The 17,084-nt window shown below is 59.4% G+C and carries 12 protein-coding genes; 3 read left to right on the forward strand and 9 right to left on the reverse strand.

All coding sequences use genetic code 11. From position 1 onward, the window contains the following. Nucleotides 1-278: 278 nt before the first annotated feature. Nucleotides 279-2,294: an excinuclease ABC subunit UvrB gene (uvrB, locus tag ACZRMH_RS09865; protein WP_464013271.1), complete on the forward strand. Its 2,016-nt coding sequence runs from the start codon at nucleotides 279-281 to the stop codon at nucleotides 2,292-2,294. 142 nt (nucleotides 2,295-2,436) lie between these two features. On the opposite strand, the gene ACZRMH_RS09870 is transcribed toward uvrB, so the two are convergent. After that, entirely contained in the window at nucleotides 2,437-2,859 is a 423-nt protein-coding gene (locus tag ACZRMH_RS09870; protein ID WP_464013272.1) for a RidA family protein, read from the reverse strand. Between the two features lie 147 nt (nucleotides 2,860-3,006). Between ACZRMH_RS09870 and ACZRMH_RS09875 the strand changes: the two genes are divergently transcribed. Then, nucleotides 3,007-4,158, forward strand: coding sequence for an MFS transporter (locus ACZRMH_RS09875; protein ID WP_464013273.1), 1,152 nt, complete (start codon nucleotides 3,007-3,009; stop codon nucleotides 4,156-4,158). Between the two features lie 124 nt (nucleotides 4,159-4,282). Here ACZRMH_RS09875 and ACZRMH_RS09880 read toward each other — a convergent pair whose 3' ends face one another. From ACZRMH_RS09880 to ACZRMH_RS09915, 8 genes are all read right to left on the reverse strand, one after another. After that, nucleotides 4,283-6,697, reverse strand: a complete 2,415-nt coding sequence (locus tag ACZRMH_RS09880) for a TonB-dependent siderophore receptor (protein ID WP_464013274.1) — start codon at nucleotides 6,695-6,697, stop codon at nucleotides 4,283-4,285. 156 nt (nucleotides 6,698-6,853) lie between these two features. Beyond that, nucleotides 6,854-7,831, reverse strand: coding sequence for a FecR family protein (locus ACZRMH_RS09885; RefSeq protein WP_464013275.1), 978 nt, complete (start codon nucleotides 7,829-7,831; stop codon nucleotides 6,854-6,856). Nucleotides 7,832-7,854: 23 nt separating this feature from the next. Then, nucleotides 7,855-8,349 carry a sigma-70 family RNA polymerase sigma factor gene (locus ACZRMH_RS09890; RefSeq protein ID WP_464013276.1) on the reverse strand — a complete coding sequence of 165 codons (495 nt, stop codon included), beginning with the start codon at nucleotides 8,347-8,349 and terminating at the stop codon, nucleotides 7,855-7,857. 84 nt (nucleotides 8,350-8,433) lie between these two features. Then, nucleotides 8,434-9,753 (reverse strand): MFS transporter, encoded by a 1,320-nt coding sequence (locus ACZRMH_RS09895; RefSeq protein WP_464013277.1) that lies wholly within the window; start codon nucleotides 9,751-9,753, stop codon nucleotides 8,434-8,436. 212 nt (nucleotides 9,754-9,965) lie between these two features. Next, nucleotides 9,966-11,396, reverse strand: coding sequence for an efflux transporter outer membrane subunit (locus ACZRMH_RS09900; protein WP_464013278.1), 1,431 nt, complete (start codon nucleotides 11,394-11,396; stop codon nucleotides 9,966-9,968). Further along, nucleotides 11,393-12,457: an HlyD family secretion protein gene (locus tag ACZRMH_RS09905; RefSeq protein WP_464013279.1), complete on the reverse strand. Its 1,065-nt coding sequence runs from the start codon at nucleotides 12,455-12,457 to the stop codon at nucleotides 11,393-11,395. The genes ACZRMH_RS09900 and ACZRMH_RS09905 overlap by 4 nt, the downstream gene beginning before the upstream one ends. After that, entirely contained in the window at nucleotides 12,454-13,983 is a 1,530-nt protein-coding gene (locus tag ACZRMH_RS09910; protein WP_464013280.1) for an MFS transporter, read from the reverse strand. Before ACZRMH_RS09910 ends, ACZRMH_RS09905 begins: the two co-directional genes overlap by 4 nt. A 411-nt stretch (nucleotides 13,984-14,394) precedes the next feature. Then, nucleotides 14,395-15,303, reverse strand: coding sequence for a LysR family transcriptional regulator (locus tag ACZRMH_RS09915; RefSeq protein WP_464013281.1), 909 nt, complete (start codon nucleotides 15,301-15,303; stop codon nucleotides 14,395-14,397). A gap of 312 nt (nucleotides 15,304-15,615) precedes the next feature. On the opposite strand from ACZRMH_RS09915, the gene ACZRMH_RS09920 reads away from it, so the two are divergent. Beyond that, entirely contained in the window at nucleotides 15,616-16,716 is a 1,101-nt protein-coding gene (locus ACZRMH_RS09920) for an FUSC family protein (protein ID WP_464013282.1), read from the forward strand. Nucleotides 16,717-17,084: the final 368 nt, after the last annotated feature.

The raw sequence follows: 17,084 nt of genomic DNA on the forward strand, positions 1-17,084 counted from the left end.
CAGCCGATTGCACTAGAGCGGTGCACAAACGGGGAGCAAGTATAAGCCCGATCACGATTGGGGCAACAGGCTATTCCCGGTTTTGGCCAAGTATTTGCGTTTATTTTCAGGCCACTGGTCTAATTGCAATCTTTGACAAGATGCCCGTGTCAGAGCAGTGCCTTGAAACAGTCAGGCACGACCTCCATATTCAGCAATATCCTGTTTTTTCCTGCGGCCTGCGTCGCATGCAGCTATAAAGGCCATTGCCTTTACAGAAGCACACCCAGAGGTCCGTCATGCCCGATTTTCAACTTGTTACCCGCTTCGAGCCTGCGGGCGACCAACCCGAAGCCATTCGCCAGATGATCGAAGGTATCGAAGCCGGTCTTTCGCACCAGACCCTGCTCGGGGTAACGGGCTCGGGCAAGACCTTCAGCATCGCCAACGTAATCGCCCATGTGAACCGCCCTACCCTGGTGCTGGCGCCCAACAAGACCCTGGCTGCGCAGCTGTACGGCGAGTTCAAGTCATTCTTCCCGAACAACGCGGTGGAGTACTTCGTTTCGTACTACGACTACTACCAGCCCGAAGCCTATGTGCCCTCCTCGGATACCTTTATCGAGAAGGATGCCTCGATCAATGACCATATCGAGCAGATGCGCCTGTCCGCGACCAAGGCGCTGCTGGAGCGCAAGGACGCGATTATCGTCACCACGGTGTCGTGCATCTACGGCCTGGGCAGCCCGGAAACCTATCTGAAAATGGTGTTGCACGTCGATCGCGGCGACAAGCTCGACCAGCGCGAGCTGCTGCGCCGCCTGGCCGATCTGCAATACACCCGCAACGATATGGACTTTGCCCGCGCCACCTTCCGCGTGCGTGGCGACGTGATCGACATCTACCCGGCCGAATCGGACCTCGAAGCCGTGCGTATCGAGCTGTTCGATGACGAAGTGGAAAGCATCAGTGCCTTTGACCCGCTGACCGGCGAAGTCATCCGCAAGATGCCGCGCTTTACCTTCTACCCCAAGAGTCACTATGTGACCCCGCGGGAAACCTTGCTCGATGCCGTTGAGGGCATCAAGGAGGAGCTCAAGGAACGTCTTGAGTACCTGCGCGCCAATAACAAGCTGGTCGAGGCCCAGCGCCTGGAACAGCGCACCCGCTTCGATCTGGAAATGATCATGGAGCTGGGCTACTGCAACGGCATCGAAAACTACTCGCGCTACCTTTCAGGGCGCGAGCCCGGCGCAGCACCACCGACTCTATTTGACTATCTGCCGGCCGACGCCCTGCTGGTGATTGACGAGTCCCACGTCAGCGTGCCGCAAGTGGGCGCCATGTACAAAGGCGACCGCTCGCGCAAAGAGACCCTGGTGGAGTACGGCTTCCGCATGCCCTCGGCGCTGGACAACCGGCCTATGCGTTTTGATGAATGGGAGCGCATCAGCCCGCAGACGATTTTTGTCTCGGCCACCCCCGGCAATTACGAGGCCGAACATGCCGGCCGGGTAATCGAACAAGTGGTGCGCCCGACCGGTCTGGTCGACCCGCAGATCGAAGTGCGCCCTGCTCTAACTCAGGTCGATGATTTGCTGTCCGAAATATCCAAGCGCGTGGCCCTGGAAGAGCGCGTGCTGGTGACTACGCTGACCAAGCGCATGTCCGAAGACCTCACTGATTACCTGGCTGACCACGGTGTACGCGTGCGTTATCTGCACTCGGATATCGACACCGTGGAGCGGGTCGAAATCATTCGCGACCTGCGTCTGGGGGTGTTTGACGTGCTGGTGGGGATCAACTTGCTGCGAGAAGGTCTGGACATGCCCGAGGTGTCGCTGGTGGCGATTCTCGATGCTGACAAGGAAGGCTTCCTGCGCTCCGAGCGCTCGCTGATCCAGACCATTGGCCGGGCCGCACGGAACCTCAATGGCCGGGCGATTCTTTACGCCGACCGGATTACCGGGTCGATGGAACGGGCGATTGGCGAAACCGAGCGTCGTCGCGAGAAACAGATCGCCTTCAACCTTGCCAACGGCATTACCCCCAAGGGTGTGTTCAAGGACGTGGCAGACATTATGGAAGGCGCGGTGGTGCCGGGTTCGCGCAGCAAGAAGCGCAAAGGCATGGCCAAGGCGGCGGAAGAAAACGCCAAGTACGAAAACGAACTGCGTTCGCCAAGCGAAATCAGCAAGCGCATTCGCCAGCTGGAAGAAAAGATGTACGCCCTGGCCCGCGACCTGGAGTTCGAGGCCGCCGCGCAAATGCGCGACGAAATCGGCAAGCTCAGGGAGCGGTTGTTGCAGGTGTGACCCCACCCTGTGGGTACAATTGCCCTGATGCTGGCCCTGTATCTGTGGGAGCGGGCTTGCTCGCGATGCTTGCGGCTCGGTGTATCTGAATCACCGAGGTGCTGCTATCGCGAGCAAGCCCGCTCCCACATAGGTGGCTACCTTAGACCGCTACTGCCGCCACTGCCTCAACCTCAAACAACATCTCGTCCAGTGCCAGTCGCGGTACCGGAATCAAGGTGCAGGCCGGGGCCGGCAATTCACCCCAGACCCGCGCCACTTCGGCTCCCAGAATCTGCAAGCGCTCCATGCTGTGGTCAACGATCAATACGGTGATCTTGGCCACGTCCTTGATCTGCGCATCCCCTGCCGCCAGGGCTATCTGCAGGTTGGCAAATGCCTGGCGTACCTGTTCTGCGAAATCAGCAGACAGCTCGCTATCGGCGTTTTCACCACCCTGGCCGGCGGTGTACACCAGGCGCACATTGGGCGCCAGACAGGCGACATGGGAGTAGCCGTTGGGCGCCGGGTCATACAGCCCGGCCGGGTTGAGTAATTGCACTGCAGGGTTGGAGTTCTTGTCCATAAAATACGTACCAGTGGCAGTTGAATAAGCAAGCGCGCTATTCAACCACTGTTGCCAAACCCTGTGCCAGCGCCCTCGCGACAGAGGCTGAAAATATGCAACGATGTTAAGCCGCAGCGCAGCAAAGCCCGTCTTGCAAGGATGACCATGACCGCCATCATCACCCAAACGCCCCTTGTGCCAGGGCGTCTCGAACAAATGTCGACCCGTATTGCCTTTTTTATTGCAGGTTTCGGCCTCGCGGCCTGGGCGCCGCTGGTGCCCTACGCCAAAGCCCGGGCCGGACTCGATGAAGCCACCCTAGGCCTGTTATTGCTGTGCCTGGGCGCAGGCTCGATTCTGGCAATGCCCATCGCCGGGATTCTGGCCACGCGTTATGGCTGTCGCCGGGTTCTGGTCGGCGGCACACTGTTGATCTGCATGGCGCTGCCGCTGCTGGCGACGGTCAGCTCCATACCGTTGCTGATCGCCACGCTGTTTTTATTTGGTGCGGGCCTGGGCGCCGTCGACTCCACGGTCAACCTGCAAGCGGTGATCGTTGAGCGCGCCAGCGGGCGCAATATGATGTCGGGCTTTCACGGGCTGTTCAGCGTTGGCGGGATAGCCGGGGCAGCGGGTGTCAGCGCGCTGTTGGCACTGGGCCTGTCGCCGCTGTGGGCGATTGTGGTGGTGATTGTGATAACCCTCATGGCCCTGCTAAAGGCCGCCCCGCATCTGCTGCCCTATGGCAGTGAAAGCAGCGGCCCGGCGTTTGCCGTGCCCCACGGTGTGGTGCTGTTTATCGGTTTGCTGTGCTTTACCGTGTTCCTCGCCGAGGGTGCGATGCTGGACTGGAGCGCAGTTTTTCTGACCAGCGAAAAAAATATCGACGAGGCCTATGCGGGGCTGGGCTATGCCGCCTTCGCCTTGACCATGACCGCAGGCCGATTGACCGGCGACACTATTGTCAGACGTCTGGGTGCACGGCTGGTGATTGTATTGGGCGGGGTATTTGCTGCAGCCGGTATGACCCTGGCAACCCTGGCGCCGAGCTGGGAAGTTGCGCTGCTTGGTTATGCATTGGTGGGTGCGGGTTGTTCGAACATTGTGCCGGTGCTGTACACCGCCGTAGGCAAGCAGACGGTGATGCCCGAGCATATCGCCGTGCCTGCCATTACCACTCTGGGCTATGCGGGGATTCTGGCAGGACCTGCGGCCATCGGCTTTATTGCCCATGCCAGTAGCCTGAGCATGGCCTTTTTGCTGATCGCCGCCATGCTGATGGCAGTGGCCATCAGCGGGCGGATTTTGCGGGTTTAGACGCCATGCACAATACCTGTGGGAGCGAGCCTGCTCGCGACAGGACCAGCTCGGTGAATCTGAAACACCGAGTTGCCCGAATCGCGAGCAAGCCCGCTCCCACAAAGGTGTCATTGCGATGCGCTTAGAACCCTACGCTGGCCTGCACAAAGAACGTGCGCGGCTCACCCAGGTAGATCCCCGAGTTGTTGTCACTGGAGCGAGTGTAGTACTCCTGGTTGAACAGGTTCTTGATCCCCGCCCCTACCTTCAGGTTCGACGCCTCTGGTCCAAAGTCGTAGCCCACGCGGGTGCTCCAAGTGGCATAGCCCGGAATATCGCCGTACTGGCCGTCCGGCGTCGGGTCGGTGATATACACACCGCCAGTGCCCGGTGCGTGCTGCTGGGACTGGGCAAACATGTCCAGGTTGTAGGTCCAGCGGTTGACCACATAACGCGCGCCGAGGTTGACCACCTGACGCGAGTACAGCGGCAGATCACGGCCCTTGAAGTTGGGGATATCACCTTCTGAAGTGGCCTTGGTGTAGGTAAAGCCCGCATTTACCGATAACCCGTCAAGCCGTGCGTCCAGCGCCGACATGTCGTAATGCACCGACGTTTCGATGCCCTGGTGCTTGGTCGCTCCCAGGTTGGTCCAACCCACATCATTGCTCACGTATTGCAGTTCATCGGCAAAGTCGATGTAGAACAGCGTCACTTCACCGCCCCACACGCCATTGTCGTAGCGCGTACCCAGCTCGTAGGTCTTGGCCTTTTCAGGACGCAAGCCCGCTGCGGTCGCATCGCCGACACCACCCTGCCCCAGCTGGAAGTATTGCAGGCTGCCGAACGAGGTTTCGTAGTTAGCAAACAGCTTCCACGCGTCAGACAGGTGATACATCACACTCAGGGCCGGCAACGCTTCACTGCTGTCGATGCTGCGATTCTTCTCCAGCACCGGCTTGCCGTTATTGCCCAGCACCGGGCGATCGTGCCAGTTGGTGCTGATGCGCTCGAAGCGGATACCCGGGGTTACCGTCCAGTTGCCGACATCGATCTTGTCATCGATATAGAAGGCGTTGGCCTCGGTACCGCCGGTGCGGTCCTGATACACATGACCGTCTGCGCCTGGCGCCGGCACTGGCACGTTATTGACCAGGGAGACCTGGCTGGCCTCTTCATGCATGGCTTCCTTGAGGTAGCGATAGCCGACGCCCACTTCCTGCGTCACTGGCCCCAGGGTAAATACATGGGAAACACGCGGTTCAATGCCGAAGGTGTGGTAACTGCGCGGGTATGCAGCCAGGGTTTGCAAGTTGCGCGAGGCAATATTGCTGCCACGGAAGCTGTCGGTGTAATAGGTCAGGACTTCAAACTGGGTCTGGTAATCAATCTGGCGCAGATACTTGAAAGAAACGTCCTTGCGCCGCCCGGTGAAGTTGTCGTAGTCGCGCACCGACTGGTATGGGTCGGCATCAAACTGCTTCTGGGTCAGACCGCCGGGCATATCTGCGGTGGCATCGTAGTAATGGAAATTAAGGGTGAAGTCATCCTGATCGGTGGGTGCCCAGTGGGTCTTGAGCAATACGTCATCGATATCGTTGTCGTTATTGCGCGCCCGATAGCCATCGCCCTTGACCCCGGAGTACAACAGCGCGGCACCAATGCCGTTGTCTGCCGTGCCGCCGAGGAAGGCCGACTCGATATGCTTCCAGCCGCCGCGCTCGGAGGTCTCCAGGGTGGTGCCCACTTCGCCCTGGAAGGTTTCCGGGATGGCCCGGGTGACAAAGTTGATCACCCCGCCGACGTTCTGCGGCCCGTAACGTACCGAGCCCGCGCCACGCACCACGTCGATGCTGTCCAGGTTGCCCGACGAGATCGGTGCCATCGACAGCTGTGGCTGACCATAAGGGGCGAACGCTGCCGGAACACCATCGATCAACACGGTCGATCGCGGCGACAGGCGAGAGGTAAGGCCACGTACACCGACGTTGAGGGAGATATCACTGCCACCGGTGCCGTTGGATTCCTGTACCTGCACACCCGGGATGCGTTTGAGGGCATCGCTGACGTTCATGGTGCCCTGTTCAATCATCGCTTCGCGGCGCACCACGGTACGGGCGCCGGGGTGGTTCTGCACCACGGCGTCATTGGCATCGCTGAGCCAGTTACCAACTACCTTTACATCCACCGGCCCCAGCTCCAGCGGGCCGGACGCTGCGGCACTGGTGGCAGGCGCGGCGCGCAGGGTCACGGCATCACCACTCAACTCATAGCTCAGGCCACTGCCTTGCAGCAGGCGGGCCAGGGCCTGTTCGGGCGACAGGTTGCCATCGACCGCAGGAGCCTGCTTGCCCGCCACCAGTTGCGGGCTGAAGAACACCTGCAGCGACGTCTGCTGTGCCAGCTGGCTCAATGCCGAGCCCAGGGGTTGGGCCTGAATATGGATGGCGCTCGACGCAGCTTCGGCGGCAAAGGCCGCAGGCATCGCAGCGCTGACCGCCAGGGCCAACGCCAGCGGCAGCAGGCGCGTGCGGGTAACAGAGGATGGAGTGCTCAAAGATGTATCAAGCGAGCAAAGTCGCCCACGAGGATTGTTGTTTTTCACGTCGAGTCTTGCCCTGTTGATCGCACTTGAGTGCGACTGTTAATGCAAACCAGTTGCAGTTGATCAAGAAGACGAAGAACTCGAAAAAAACCTGAATCCCCTGTGCAATTATTTTTTCGCGATGATTTCCTGGCTGCCATCTGCACGGGTCTTGATGGCCACCGGGAGGATCTGCGGCAAGGCCTTGAGCAATGCATCGGTGTCATCAGTCTTGAACACGCTGGAAAGGCGCATTTGCGCCAACGCAGGGGTACTGACGTGCAGCGGTTTGTCGCGATAGCGCGATACCTCTGCGGCCACTTCGCCAAGGCTGGCGTCTTCAAACACCAGTTGGCCCTTGCGCCAGGCCGTCAGCGCCCCAGTATTGACTGCCTGCACGGCCGCCACCTGGCCCTGGGCATCGACAACTGTACCCTGGCCCGCCGTCAGGCTGACCTGCGCTTGCGGATTGGCACCCTGCACCCGTACATGCCCCGACTCCACCGCAACCCGCGCCTGCTCGCCGTCACGCAGCACGTCAAAACGGGTGCCGGTGACGGTTACACGACCGGCCCCGGCCTGAACCACAAAGGGCCTGTCCGGATCGTGGGCGACGCTGAACATGCCCTCACCCTGCACCAGCTCGACACTGCGCTGCTCGCGCGCAAAGCTGACGCGCACCAGGCTGCGGCCATTGAGCTCAATGCTCGAGCCATCAGGCAAATCAACACTGCGGCGCTCGCCCAGCACCGTGGCAAATTCGGCCTGATAGCCTGCCGAGGACTGCAGTTGCATCCACACACCCGCCCCGGCCGCTATCACGATCAGGCTCGCTGCCAGCCCGTAGGCAAGCACCGAGCGACGCTTGGGCCGCGCCACGGGCACTTTGCACAGCGCCTGCAAGCGCTCCTTGGGCAACAGGTCGGCGGCGGACCACAAGCTGGCCAGCCACTGGTACTCCGCATCATGATTGGCGTGCTGCGTACGCCAGGCCTCGAATTCGGCCTGCTCGCCCGCGCTCAGGGTTTGCGCCTGAACACGGGTGAACCAGATCGCAGCCGCGTCACGCACGCTTGCGCTGTCACACGTGCATTCGCGTGTATCCATCATGCAATCCTTTACCGATGTCATCACGGAGCCTCTACACGTTCACGCAGATGGCGCAGGGTACGGATCATATACTTTTCCACCATGTTTCTGGACAGTCCCAGGCGCTCGGCAATTTCAGCCTGAGTCAGGCCTTCGATCTTTTGCCAGACAAACACCTTGCGGCAATTGAGCGGCAGTTCCTGCAAAGCCCTTTCGACCAACTCAGCCAACTGGATAGCGCGCATATACTGCTCCGGATCGCCGGTTGCCGACGAACTTGGGGGAACGGCAGCCAGCTCCTTGGCGTCGCGTAACTCTTCACGACGAAAACTGTCCACCGCGATATTGCGTGCAGTCTGGTGCAAATAGGCGCGCGGCTGCTCAACCGCATCCGGGTTGGATTCGAGCACACGGACAAAGGTGTCATGGGCCAGGTCTTGCGCCTGCTGCCGATTGCGCAGGCGCCGGGTCCAGGTACCGATCAACTCTTCATAATGTTCAAAGAAGCCCGTTCTGCGGGGCACTTTCTGAGTCATCGCAGGCAACTGCACAGGTGGGGCGCGAATAGTAATGCTTCCTATTAAAGCCAGCAATCACTGCGATGACAGAAGGTCGCCCCGCTACATTTCGGCCTTGGCCAACAAACGCTTCTCAACCTGGGTAGCGCCGCTTAAACCGTAGCGCCGGGCGGTCAGCCAACCGACCAGACCCATCATCGCGCAGAACGCCACGCACACCCACGGGCTCCACGGCATCAGCGCAATCAGCAGCAACGGTGTGGTGCTGGCCCACAGCGCGTAGGCGATGTTGTAAGTGAACGAAATACCCGAGACACGAATCGGCGCCGGAAACAGCCCCACCATCACCGATGGCACCACCCCCACAATGCCGCAGGTCAGGCCGGCGAATGCATAGGCCAGGCCGGGCAATGCCCACTGCCCGACCAGGCTGGCGTACAGCAGGCCGATACCCAGCGGCAGCAGCGCACTGTACAACGCGATACTGCGCCATACGCCGATGCGATCGACAACCAGCCCGGCCAGTACACAGCCGATATTCAAAAACACAATGCCCATGCTGCTCAGGGCAAAGGTGTGGCTGGCGGTCATGCCAAAGCGCTGCTGCATCACGGTCGGGGTAATGACGACAAACACCACCACGGCACTGGTCAGGACACAGGTCAGTAACGCCGCCGGCAGCAATGAGGACCGGTGATCACGCAATACCGTACGCAGGGGGAACTCGGCCCGGCCTTCCTTGCGTTCGCGCAAGGCCAGAAACACTGGGGTTTCACTGAGCCAGCAGCGCAACCACACCCCGATCACGCCAAAGACACCACCCAGCAGGAACGGAAAACGCCAGGCGTAATCGAGGATTTCCGCCGGGGTAAACAGTTGTGCCAACAGGGTCGCAGTCAAGGCGCCAATCAGGTAGCCAAAGGTCAGGCCGGCCTGCAAAAAACCCAGGGCAAAGCCGCGGCGGCCGGCAGGTGCGTGCTCGGCCACGAAGACCCAGGCACTGGGCACCTCACCGCCGACCGCAGCGCCCTGCAGGATGCGCAGGGCCAACAGAATCAGCGGCGCGAAATAACCGATATCGGCGTAAGTGGGCATGATGCCGATCAACAGACACGGCAGCGCCATCATCAGGATGCTCAGGCTGAACACCCGTTTGCGCCCCAGATGATCGGCAAAGTGGGCCATCAGAATCCCGCCCAGCGGGCGTGCCAGATAGCCGGTTACAAAAATGCCGAAGCTTTGCAGCAGGCGCAGCCATTCCGGCATGTCCGGTGGGAAAAACAGCTGACTGAGGGTCAGGGCAAAGAACACGAAAATGATGAAATCGTAGATCTCCAGCGCCCCGCCCAGGGCCGCCAGGCCCAGGGTTCTATAGTCGGAACGGGAAAAACGCACCGTTGTGGCTTGAGTATCGGCAGACATAAATAGGCTCAATATGAACTGGACACGCCTATATTGGCGCTTGCGGTCGAGGGCGCGAGCATAGCAAATCCTGTGGAAGCCACTGGCAAAAAACCTGTGGGAGCGGCGGTGCGACGACTCGACTTGCTCGCGATGCAGGCGCTGTGGTTTTGAAGTGAAACCGCGTCGATCCAATCGCGAGCAAGCCCGCTCCCACCAAAAGCACCTGGCAACTAGCCTTGCCACCCGCCACCCAACGAACCGTACAGTTCAACCAGTGACAGCGACACCTGCGCCGTGCTGTCCACCAATGCCGCTTCGTTGGCCAGCAGCGCGTTTTGCACGGTCAGCACGTTGAGAAAATCCACCGTGCCCTGGGCGTACTGCTGATGAACGCTGTCCAGTGCCCGCTGGCTATGCATCACCGCATTCTGCAGGCTGTCACGCCGACGCTGGCTGGCCTGATATGCCACCAGTGCATCGTCCACTTCATGCCAGGCGCCCAGCACGGTTTTCTGGTAGGCAATGCCTGCCTCTTGCTGACGCCCTTCCTGCAATTGCAAGGCGCCCTGCAAACGCCCGCCTTCGAATATCGGCACACTCAAGCCCGGTCCGAAAGCAAAGCTGCGCGAACCCCAACTGCCCAGGTCGGACAGTTGCATGGCTTGAAACCCAAGGCTGCCCGATAAGGTGATACGCGGATAAAAGTCAGCTTTTGCCATGCCAATCGCCGCCGTGGCGGCATGCAATTGCGCTTCGGCACGACGGATATCGGGACGTCGCTGCGCCAGTTCACTGGGCAGGCCAATCGGTACATCCGCACCATAGGCCGGTACTGGCTCCACGGTACTCAATTGCTGCTGCAAGGCTCGGGGCTCTCGGGCCAGCAGCAGGCTCAGGGCGTTGATCAACTGGGCACTGCGTTGCTGCAAGGGTGCCAGCCGTGCTTCGATTTCGGCCACTTGGGCGGCGGCTTCCGACACTTGCAAATCCGTGGCCACCCCCTCCCTGACCTGCAATTGGGTCAGTTCCAGGCTGCGTCGGGCGATTTGCAGGTTTTGCTCCACCACCGCAAGCGACTGTTGGGCGCTGCGCAACTGTATATAGCCTTGCGCCGTCTGCACGATTACCAGCAATTGCACGCCGTGACGATCCTCAGCCGCCATCTGCACCGAGGCATCGGCTGCTTCGACCGAGCGTTTTACCCGGCCCCACAGATCGGCCTCCCAACTGAATCCCAGGCCGCCATTCCACAGATTGAAGGCCTGCTTGCCGCTGTACCCCGAGGGGTCATTCAAGCCTTTGTGGCTGTTGCGGCTACGACTGTAAGCCGCCGTACCCTCTACTTCGGGCAAGGTGTCAGCGCTTACCTGACGGCGTATCGCAAGGCTTTGCTGCAGGCGGCTAGCCGCCATTTGCACATCCAGGTTGCGCTGTTGCGCCTCACGCACCAGGGCCGACAATTGCCGGTCGCCAAAACGCTCCCACCAGCGCGGGTCTACTGCCGACTCAACGGCGCGACTATGCCCGTCTTCAGTCACCACCGGCGCCCAGTTCGCGGCGAGCTCGGGCACCGGCGCCTTGAAGTCCGGGCCCACCACGCAACCACTGAGGTTAAACACGCTGTAACAGGCCACAGCCCAGGCCACTACACTGTTTTTCATCGGGCGCTGACCTGCTGATCGTGAGCCGCCGCGGTGTCGATGGCCGCATCCACGGACATTCCCAGGCGCAATTGGCTGGCCAGTAGCTGACCCTGATCCAGGGTGACCTTCACCGCAATGCGCTGCGCCACCTTGGTGAAGTTACCCGTGGCGTTATCCGGGGCAATGGCCGAGAACGTCACCCCGGTGGCCGGGGCAATACTGTCGACGGTGCCTTGCAGGGTCTGCCCGGGAAAACTGTCGACCTTGATCGTCACGCGCTGCCCGGCCTGCATATGGGTCAACTGGTGTTCGAGAAAGTTGGCAACCACATAGGCGTTGGCCAAAGGCACCACGGCCAACACGGTGTCACCGGGTTTGACATAAGCGCCAAGCCGCACGCTGCGCCGCCCCACTACGCCGTCAAAGGGCGCCACCAGACGGGTGTGCGACAAGTCCAGTTCGGCTCGCGCCTGTAGCGCCTGGGCATACTCCACCGAGGCTTGCGCGGCAGTGGCCTGGGCGGCCAATACGCGGGTTTGCTGGCGGGCGGCTTCCAGCGCGGCCTTGTGTTGGGCCAGTTCGGCCCGCGCCGTCAGCGAGCGGTTTTTCGCCTGCTGGGAGTTTTGTAGCGTACCTGCCCCCTGCCCCGCCAAATGCTCATAGCGCTGCAGCTCATGGCTGGCAAACTCGACCTGAGCTACATCGGCATCCACCGTGGCCTTGGCCTGCTCGATCAGCGAGCGTTGACGCTCCAGCATCGCCAGGGCATTGGAGTGTTGGGCCAGGGCCGTGGCCACGCTGGCTTGCGCCGCCTGCACAGCGGCCTGGTAGTCCTGCGGGTCGATCAGCGCCAGCAATTGCCCGGCCTTGACCGGCTGGTTGTCTTGCACCAGTACCTCGTCGATAAAACCTGCAACCTTGGGTGCGATCAGGGTGTAATCGGCGCTGACAAATGCATCATTGGTGCTCTGCACCGTGCCCGTGGCAAAAACCAGCCGCCACAGCCCGTACAGCACGACAACTGCCAGCACAGCCGCGCCGACCATGACCCAGGGCTTGCGCCCGCTTGTTGTACTCATTTCAAAACTCCGACAGGTGTGCCCGGCGCATAGATCCGCGTAGGGCCAAAAGGGATTAACACAATCAAAAACAGCGCCAGGGCGGCCATATACAGATAGAGATCGGCAGAAGTCAGCACCACTGCCTGCTGGTGAATCCGGCGTGCCAGATCGGTCCCGGTACTGATAAGCGGCGAGTTGCCCAGGCGATCGAGCAGCATGGTCGAATGAAAGTGCTCACGATTAAGGGTCAGCACCCCGAGTACACTGCTCGCCGCCACTGCAGAGAAACCTTTGACCGTATTGAACCAGGCCGATGCAAATGGGCCATCGGAGGGGTTCAGGCCACCGGTAGCCAGCATCAACAACGGGATCACCGCCATGGGCTGGGCGATGATCTGAATCGCCTGCAGCCCGTAAAAATTCTCCCGATTCCAGACCGAGGTGACTTGCGAACCGATACCGCATGCCAACGCCAACAACCCCAGACCAATGGCCAGAACCCAGCGGCAATCGATCCAACGCAGGTTGCACAGGGCAACCACCAGCGGCAGTGCAACCAGTTGCGGCAATGCCACCATCAGCATCACCGGTGCCGTCTCAAGAGGTCGATAGCCCTGTACCTGAGCCAGATAACTGGACGGAATCCTGATCACCGCCAGCAGCACAAACAGCACACCGCCCAAGGTCAGCAAGGCATGGGCCAGATTGCGAATTTTCAGCAGTTGCAGCTTGAAAAACGGCAGCGGATGCGACCATTCATTGATAAAGAACAGCACCATCAGGGCTGTGCCGGCGACGGTAAAAAACCGGATCATCGGTGACTCGAACCCGTTCAGCCGCTGGCCCAGTTCCAGCGTCAACACCAGCATGATCAACCCCGGCAAGCCCAGCAGCAGGCCGCGCCAGTCGAACTGCTTGAAGCGCTCCAGACGCAGCGGGTCCTGCGGCAAGCCCCAGGCCACGCAGGCCATCGACAACAGGCCCAGCGGGATAATCTGCCAGAACGCCCATTGCCATCCTGCGTATTCCACCCACCAGGCCGACAGTGGTGTGCCAAAACTGGGGCCGAAAGTGGCGGTCAGCGCATAGCTGCCCAGCCCGTAAAGACGAATACCTGGCGGCAGAAAGCGCAGCGCCACCGACATCAGCATGGGCGGCAATGCTCCAGCGGCAAAACCCTGCAGAGTACGCAGCAGCATCAGCACATCAACATTGGGGGCAAACGGACAGAGGATGCCCAGCAGCAGGAAAGCGCCGATGGCACACAGGGTAAAACGGCGCAATGAAAAGGTGGCCGCGCACCAGGGGGCAAAGGCCATGGCGCTGATGGATGTGGCCGAATACACCGCCAGCAGCCAGGTGCTTTCGTCATAGCCGATGCCCATCGCCCCGCGAATGTCGGGCATGGCCACTTTGGTGACATTTTCGTTGAAACCCGAGACCAGCACCGCCAGCAGCACACCGAGCAGCCCGGTGAAAATCCGCAGGCCAAATGCCGTGCTGATGGCGGGAGCAGGTACAGAACCTGCGGCCAGCGTGGTCATACCCCAGCCCCAGAGACCGAACCGCGCCCATGTTCAAACCGCCAATGCATGGCTGACTCCGTCGTCCAATTAGATGACAGAAAGTTTAATCAGCTGGCATAGTTATAAAAATTGATAAATAACTAACTGTGGAGTGCGTCGGACGCAATGGTTTTCCGATATCAACATCTGTGGAGCGAGCTTGCTCGCGATGCAGGCAACGCGGTTGGTCAGGTAAACCAAGGTGATGCTATCGCAGGCAAGCCTGCTCCCACAGTTTTTATGCTGTACACAAAATCTGCTGTTTGCAGGGATCATTGTGGGAGCGGGCTTGCTCGCGATGCAGGCAACGCGGTCTATCAGGTAAACCAAGGTGATGCTATCGCAGGCAAGCCTGCTCCCACAGGTTTGGCGCCGCCCTCAAAGTCCGAATTAAACCACCGCGTTATCGCAGAAAGTCTTGAGGGTGCGGCGCAACCAGCGATGGGCATGGTCATTGTCCAGCCGCGGGTGCCAGGCCTGGACGATATCCACGGGCTGCAAAGTGATCGGCAGCTCGAACGGGCGCAACTTAAGGCCCAGCGGCTCAAGGTTCTTGAGCAGCACCTGAGGCATCAACGGCAAAATCAGGTCGGCCCCGATCAGGGCAAAGATCGCCGAGTAAAAAGTCGGCGTGGTAAACATCACTCGCCGCTCCAGCCCCTGCTCGGCCAGAATCGTATCGATCGGCCCCCGGGCATGACCCCGACGGGACACACTGATATGGTCAAAACCGGCAAAAATCTGCGCTGTAATCGGCTGATCGAAAATCGGATGCCCTTCCCGGGCCAGCCCCACAAAGGGGCAAGTAAACAGCCGTTGCACCTTGATATCGGCACTGAAGCGGTTGGTGGCACAGATAGTCAGGTCAATACGCCCTTCGTTCAGCGCCTCATCATCGGTAAAGCCCTCAGGCACCACCCGCAATGTGGCCTTGGGCATTTCCAGGGCCATTTGCTGGCGTAATGCTGCGCCATAAACCCCAAAAAAAACGTCGTTGGCGCGAATGCTGAACGTGCGCTCCAGCTCTCGCAAGTCGCTGTTCTGACTTTGGGTAAACACCCCGTGCGCCAGTTCGACCACACCACGCACCTGCTCACGCAGCTCCAGCGCCCTGGGGGTGGGCACCAGCCCGCGGCCAGAACGCACCAGAACAGGGTCGTTCAACACTTCGCGAATACGGGTCAGGGTACGGCTCATGGCCGGAGCGCTGAGGTTCATACGCCGGGCAGCGCCCACCACAGAACCTTCTTCGAGCAGAACATTCAAGGCAACCAGCAGATTCAAGTCAGGTATTTGCATGGCCCAAAGGTTATCGGGTAACGCATGGCCTGCCTAGTCAGCCCGCAATGCACCATTGTTGCGCATCAGGTAAAACAGTTTCGCACACACTTAGCTAGCTAACTAAGATTGGCATTGATACATTGCCGCCCGTCAGGTTTGCGCCTGACGCTCTCTTTGGTTGAGATTTTTGGCTATTACCCGATCCCCATGACGGTAATGGCCTTTTTTATGCCTGCTCGCTGGCGCTTGAATTAGAGCCATCTGAAGTGGTGGCACTGGTCAACCTGAACTACGCTGGCAGCCCAATCCATCACAGTGATTGGGGTTTCTATGCAGCTGGGCAAAAAGATTTCAAATCTGGAACGACTGGCCTGCAAGTATTACCGCTGGATCCATGCCACGCGCATCAGCCTCGCGTTTCTGATTACCTTTATCGTCATCCGCTTTTTCAAGCTTGATGGCGCGTCCTATGCCCTGATCACCATGCTGATCGTAATGGGGCCTCAACCTTACTGGGGCAATGTGTTTTCCCGGGCCTTGCAACGCACCGGCGGTACAGTGCTGGGTGCCCTGTCCGGCCTGGTGTCGCTGTACCTGGAAATGTATTCGTTCCCGCTAATGCTGTTGTGGTGCGCGGTGATGATGTTTGTTGCCGGCTACCTGACCCTGGGCAAACACCCTTATATGGCCCTGCTGATCGGCGCGACGCTGGCGGTAGTCAGTTGCGCGCCGCCCAATGACATGGAATCGGCCATCACCCGCAGCGGTTACGTGCTGGCGGGATCCTTGCTGGCCATGCTCTATACCAGCATTTATCCGCAACGGGCCTACACCGACCTGCGGATCAAATTCAGCGAAAGCCTAGGCAAGATCAACACGCTTTACTCTGCCTACTTCTCCCCGCGGATCCCCGAAAGGCCCAAGCTTGAAGACCAATTGAAGGACGAACTGGATGCCGTGATCAAGTTGCGCTCCTACATCGCTGCGGCCAGTAACGAGAGCAATCTCAAGCCCCAGGTATTCGAGTCACTGCAAACCCTGCACCGCAACATGCTGGCTACCATGAGCCTGATGATCGACGCGTACTGGTCTTCACGCGAAAGTCACCTGCTGATCGAGAGCGAACCTGCATTGAGCGGCCTGCATAAGTTGATCCCGCAAGCCCTTGAGTCGTTGCAGAACAAACTGTGCATGGGCATTTCAAACAATCAGATCAGTGGCGAACTTCGGCAAAAGGCCCACGACTTGAATGAGCTTGTACTCAAGAGCCTGGAAGGCAAGATCAACGAAACGCCCTTCTATGCGTATGTCTGGCTGAGCCTGGAAATGCTCAGGCAACTGACCGAACTCAATGACCAGTTGCACGCTGCGCTCTATCACTGCGGTCACCGGCACTTGTTTAAAAACAACAAGCTACCAGACGAAAAATAACAGTCTTAAAAGGATATTTCCCACGCATTTAAATGATTTATCGCACTAAACATGAAGATTTCTCTAATAAAAATGGCACGTCCCTAGACTCAATTGACGACAAAAACGGACAAATAACCACTCTAAGTATTTGTTTTACATATTTTTAAAACAACTATGCAGCGTTTCAAGCCACGTCAAGATTCTCTTTTCGTTCCCCTCCCTCAACTGGCCCGCCGGGAATTTTGGTCTAGGCTCTGCCTCGCACCCGTATTAATGGATTTGAACGGTTGAGCCCATGAAACGACAGTCAGTTGCAAATAACCCACTCCAACCTCCCCCGGCCTTTGCACGTACCCGACGTGTGGAGTGTTTTGCATGCGCGTACG

The organism is Pseudomonas sp. B414, from assembly GCF_055408445.1.

Excerpts from the sequence above, each read along its gene's own strand:
- ACZRMH_RS09875 (WP_464013273.1), top strand. The coding sequence starts at position 3,007 with ATGACCGCCATCATCACCCAAACGCCCCTTGTGCCAGGGCGTCTCGAA.
- ACZRMH_RS09870 (WP_464013272.1), bottom strand. The coding sequence starts at position 2,859 with ATGGACAAGAACTCCAACCCTGCAGTGCAATTACTCAACCCGGCCGGG.
- ACZRMH_RS09920 (WP_464013282.1), top strand. The coding sequence starts at position 15,616 with ATGCAGCTGGGCAAAAAGATTTCAAATCTGGAACGACTGGCCTGCAAG.
- ACZRMH_RS09900 (WP_464013278.1), bottom strand. The coding sequence starts at position 11,396 with ATGAAAAACAGTGTAGTGGCCTGGGCTGTGGCCTGTTACAGCGTGTTT.
- ACZRMH_RS09915 (WP_464013281.1), bottom strand. The coding sequence starts at position 15,303 with ATGCAAATACCTGACTTGAATCTGCTGGTTGCCTTGAATGTTCTGCTC.
- ACZRMH_RS09885 (WP_464013275.1), bottom strand. The coding sequence starts at position 7,831 with ATGGATACACGCGAATGCACGTGTGACAGCGCAAGCGTGCGTGACGCG.
- ACZRMH_RS09895 (WP_464013277.1), bottom strand. The coding sequence starts at position 9,753 with ATGTCTGCCGATACTCAAGCCACAACGGTGCGTTTTTCCCGTTCCGAC.
- ACZRMH_RS09910 (WP_464013280.1), bottom strand. The coding sequence starts at position 13,983 with ATGACCACGCTGGCCGCAGGTTCTGTACCTGCTCCCGCCATCAGCACG.
- ACZRMH_RS09890 (WP_464013276.1), bottom strand. The coding sequence starts at position 8,349 with ATGACTCAGAAAGTGCCCCGCAGAACGGGCTTCTTTGAACATTATGAA.
- uvrB (WP_464013271.1), top strand. The coding sequence starts at position 279 with ATGCCCGATTTTCAACTTGTTACCCGCTTCGAGCCTGCGGGCGACCAA.
- ACZRMH_RS09905 (WP_464013279.1), bottom strand. The coding sequence starts at position 12,457 with ATGAGTACAACAAGCGGGCGCAAGCCCTGGGTCATGGTCGGCGCGGCT.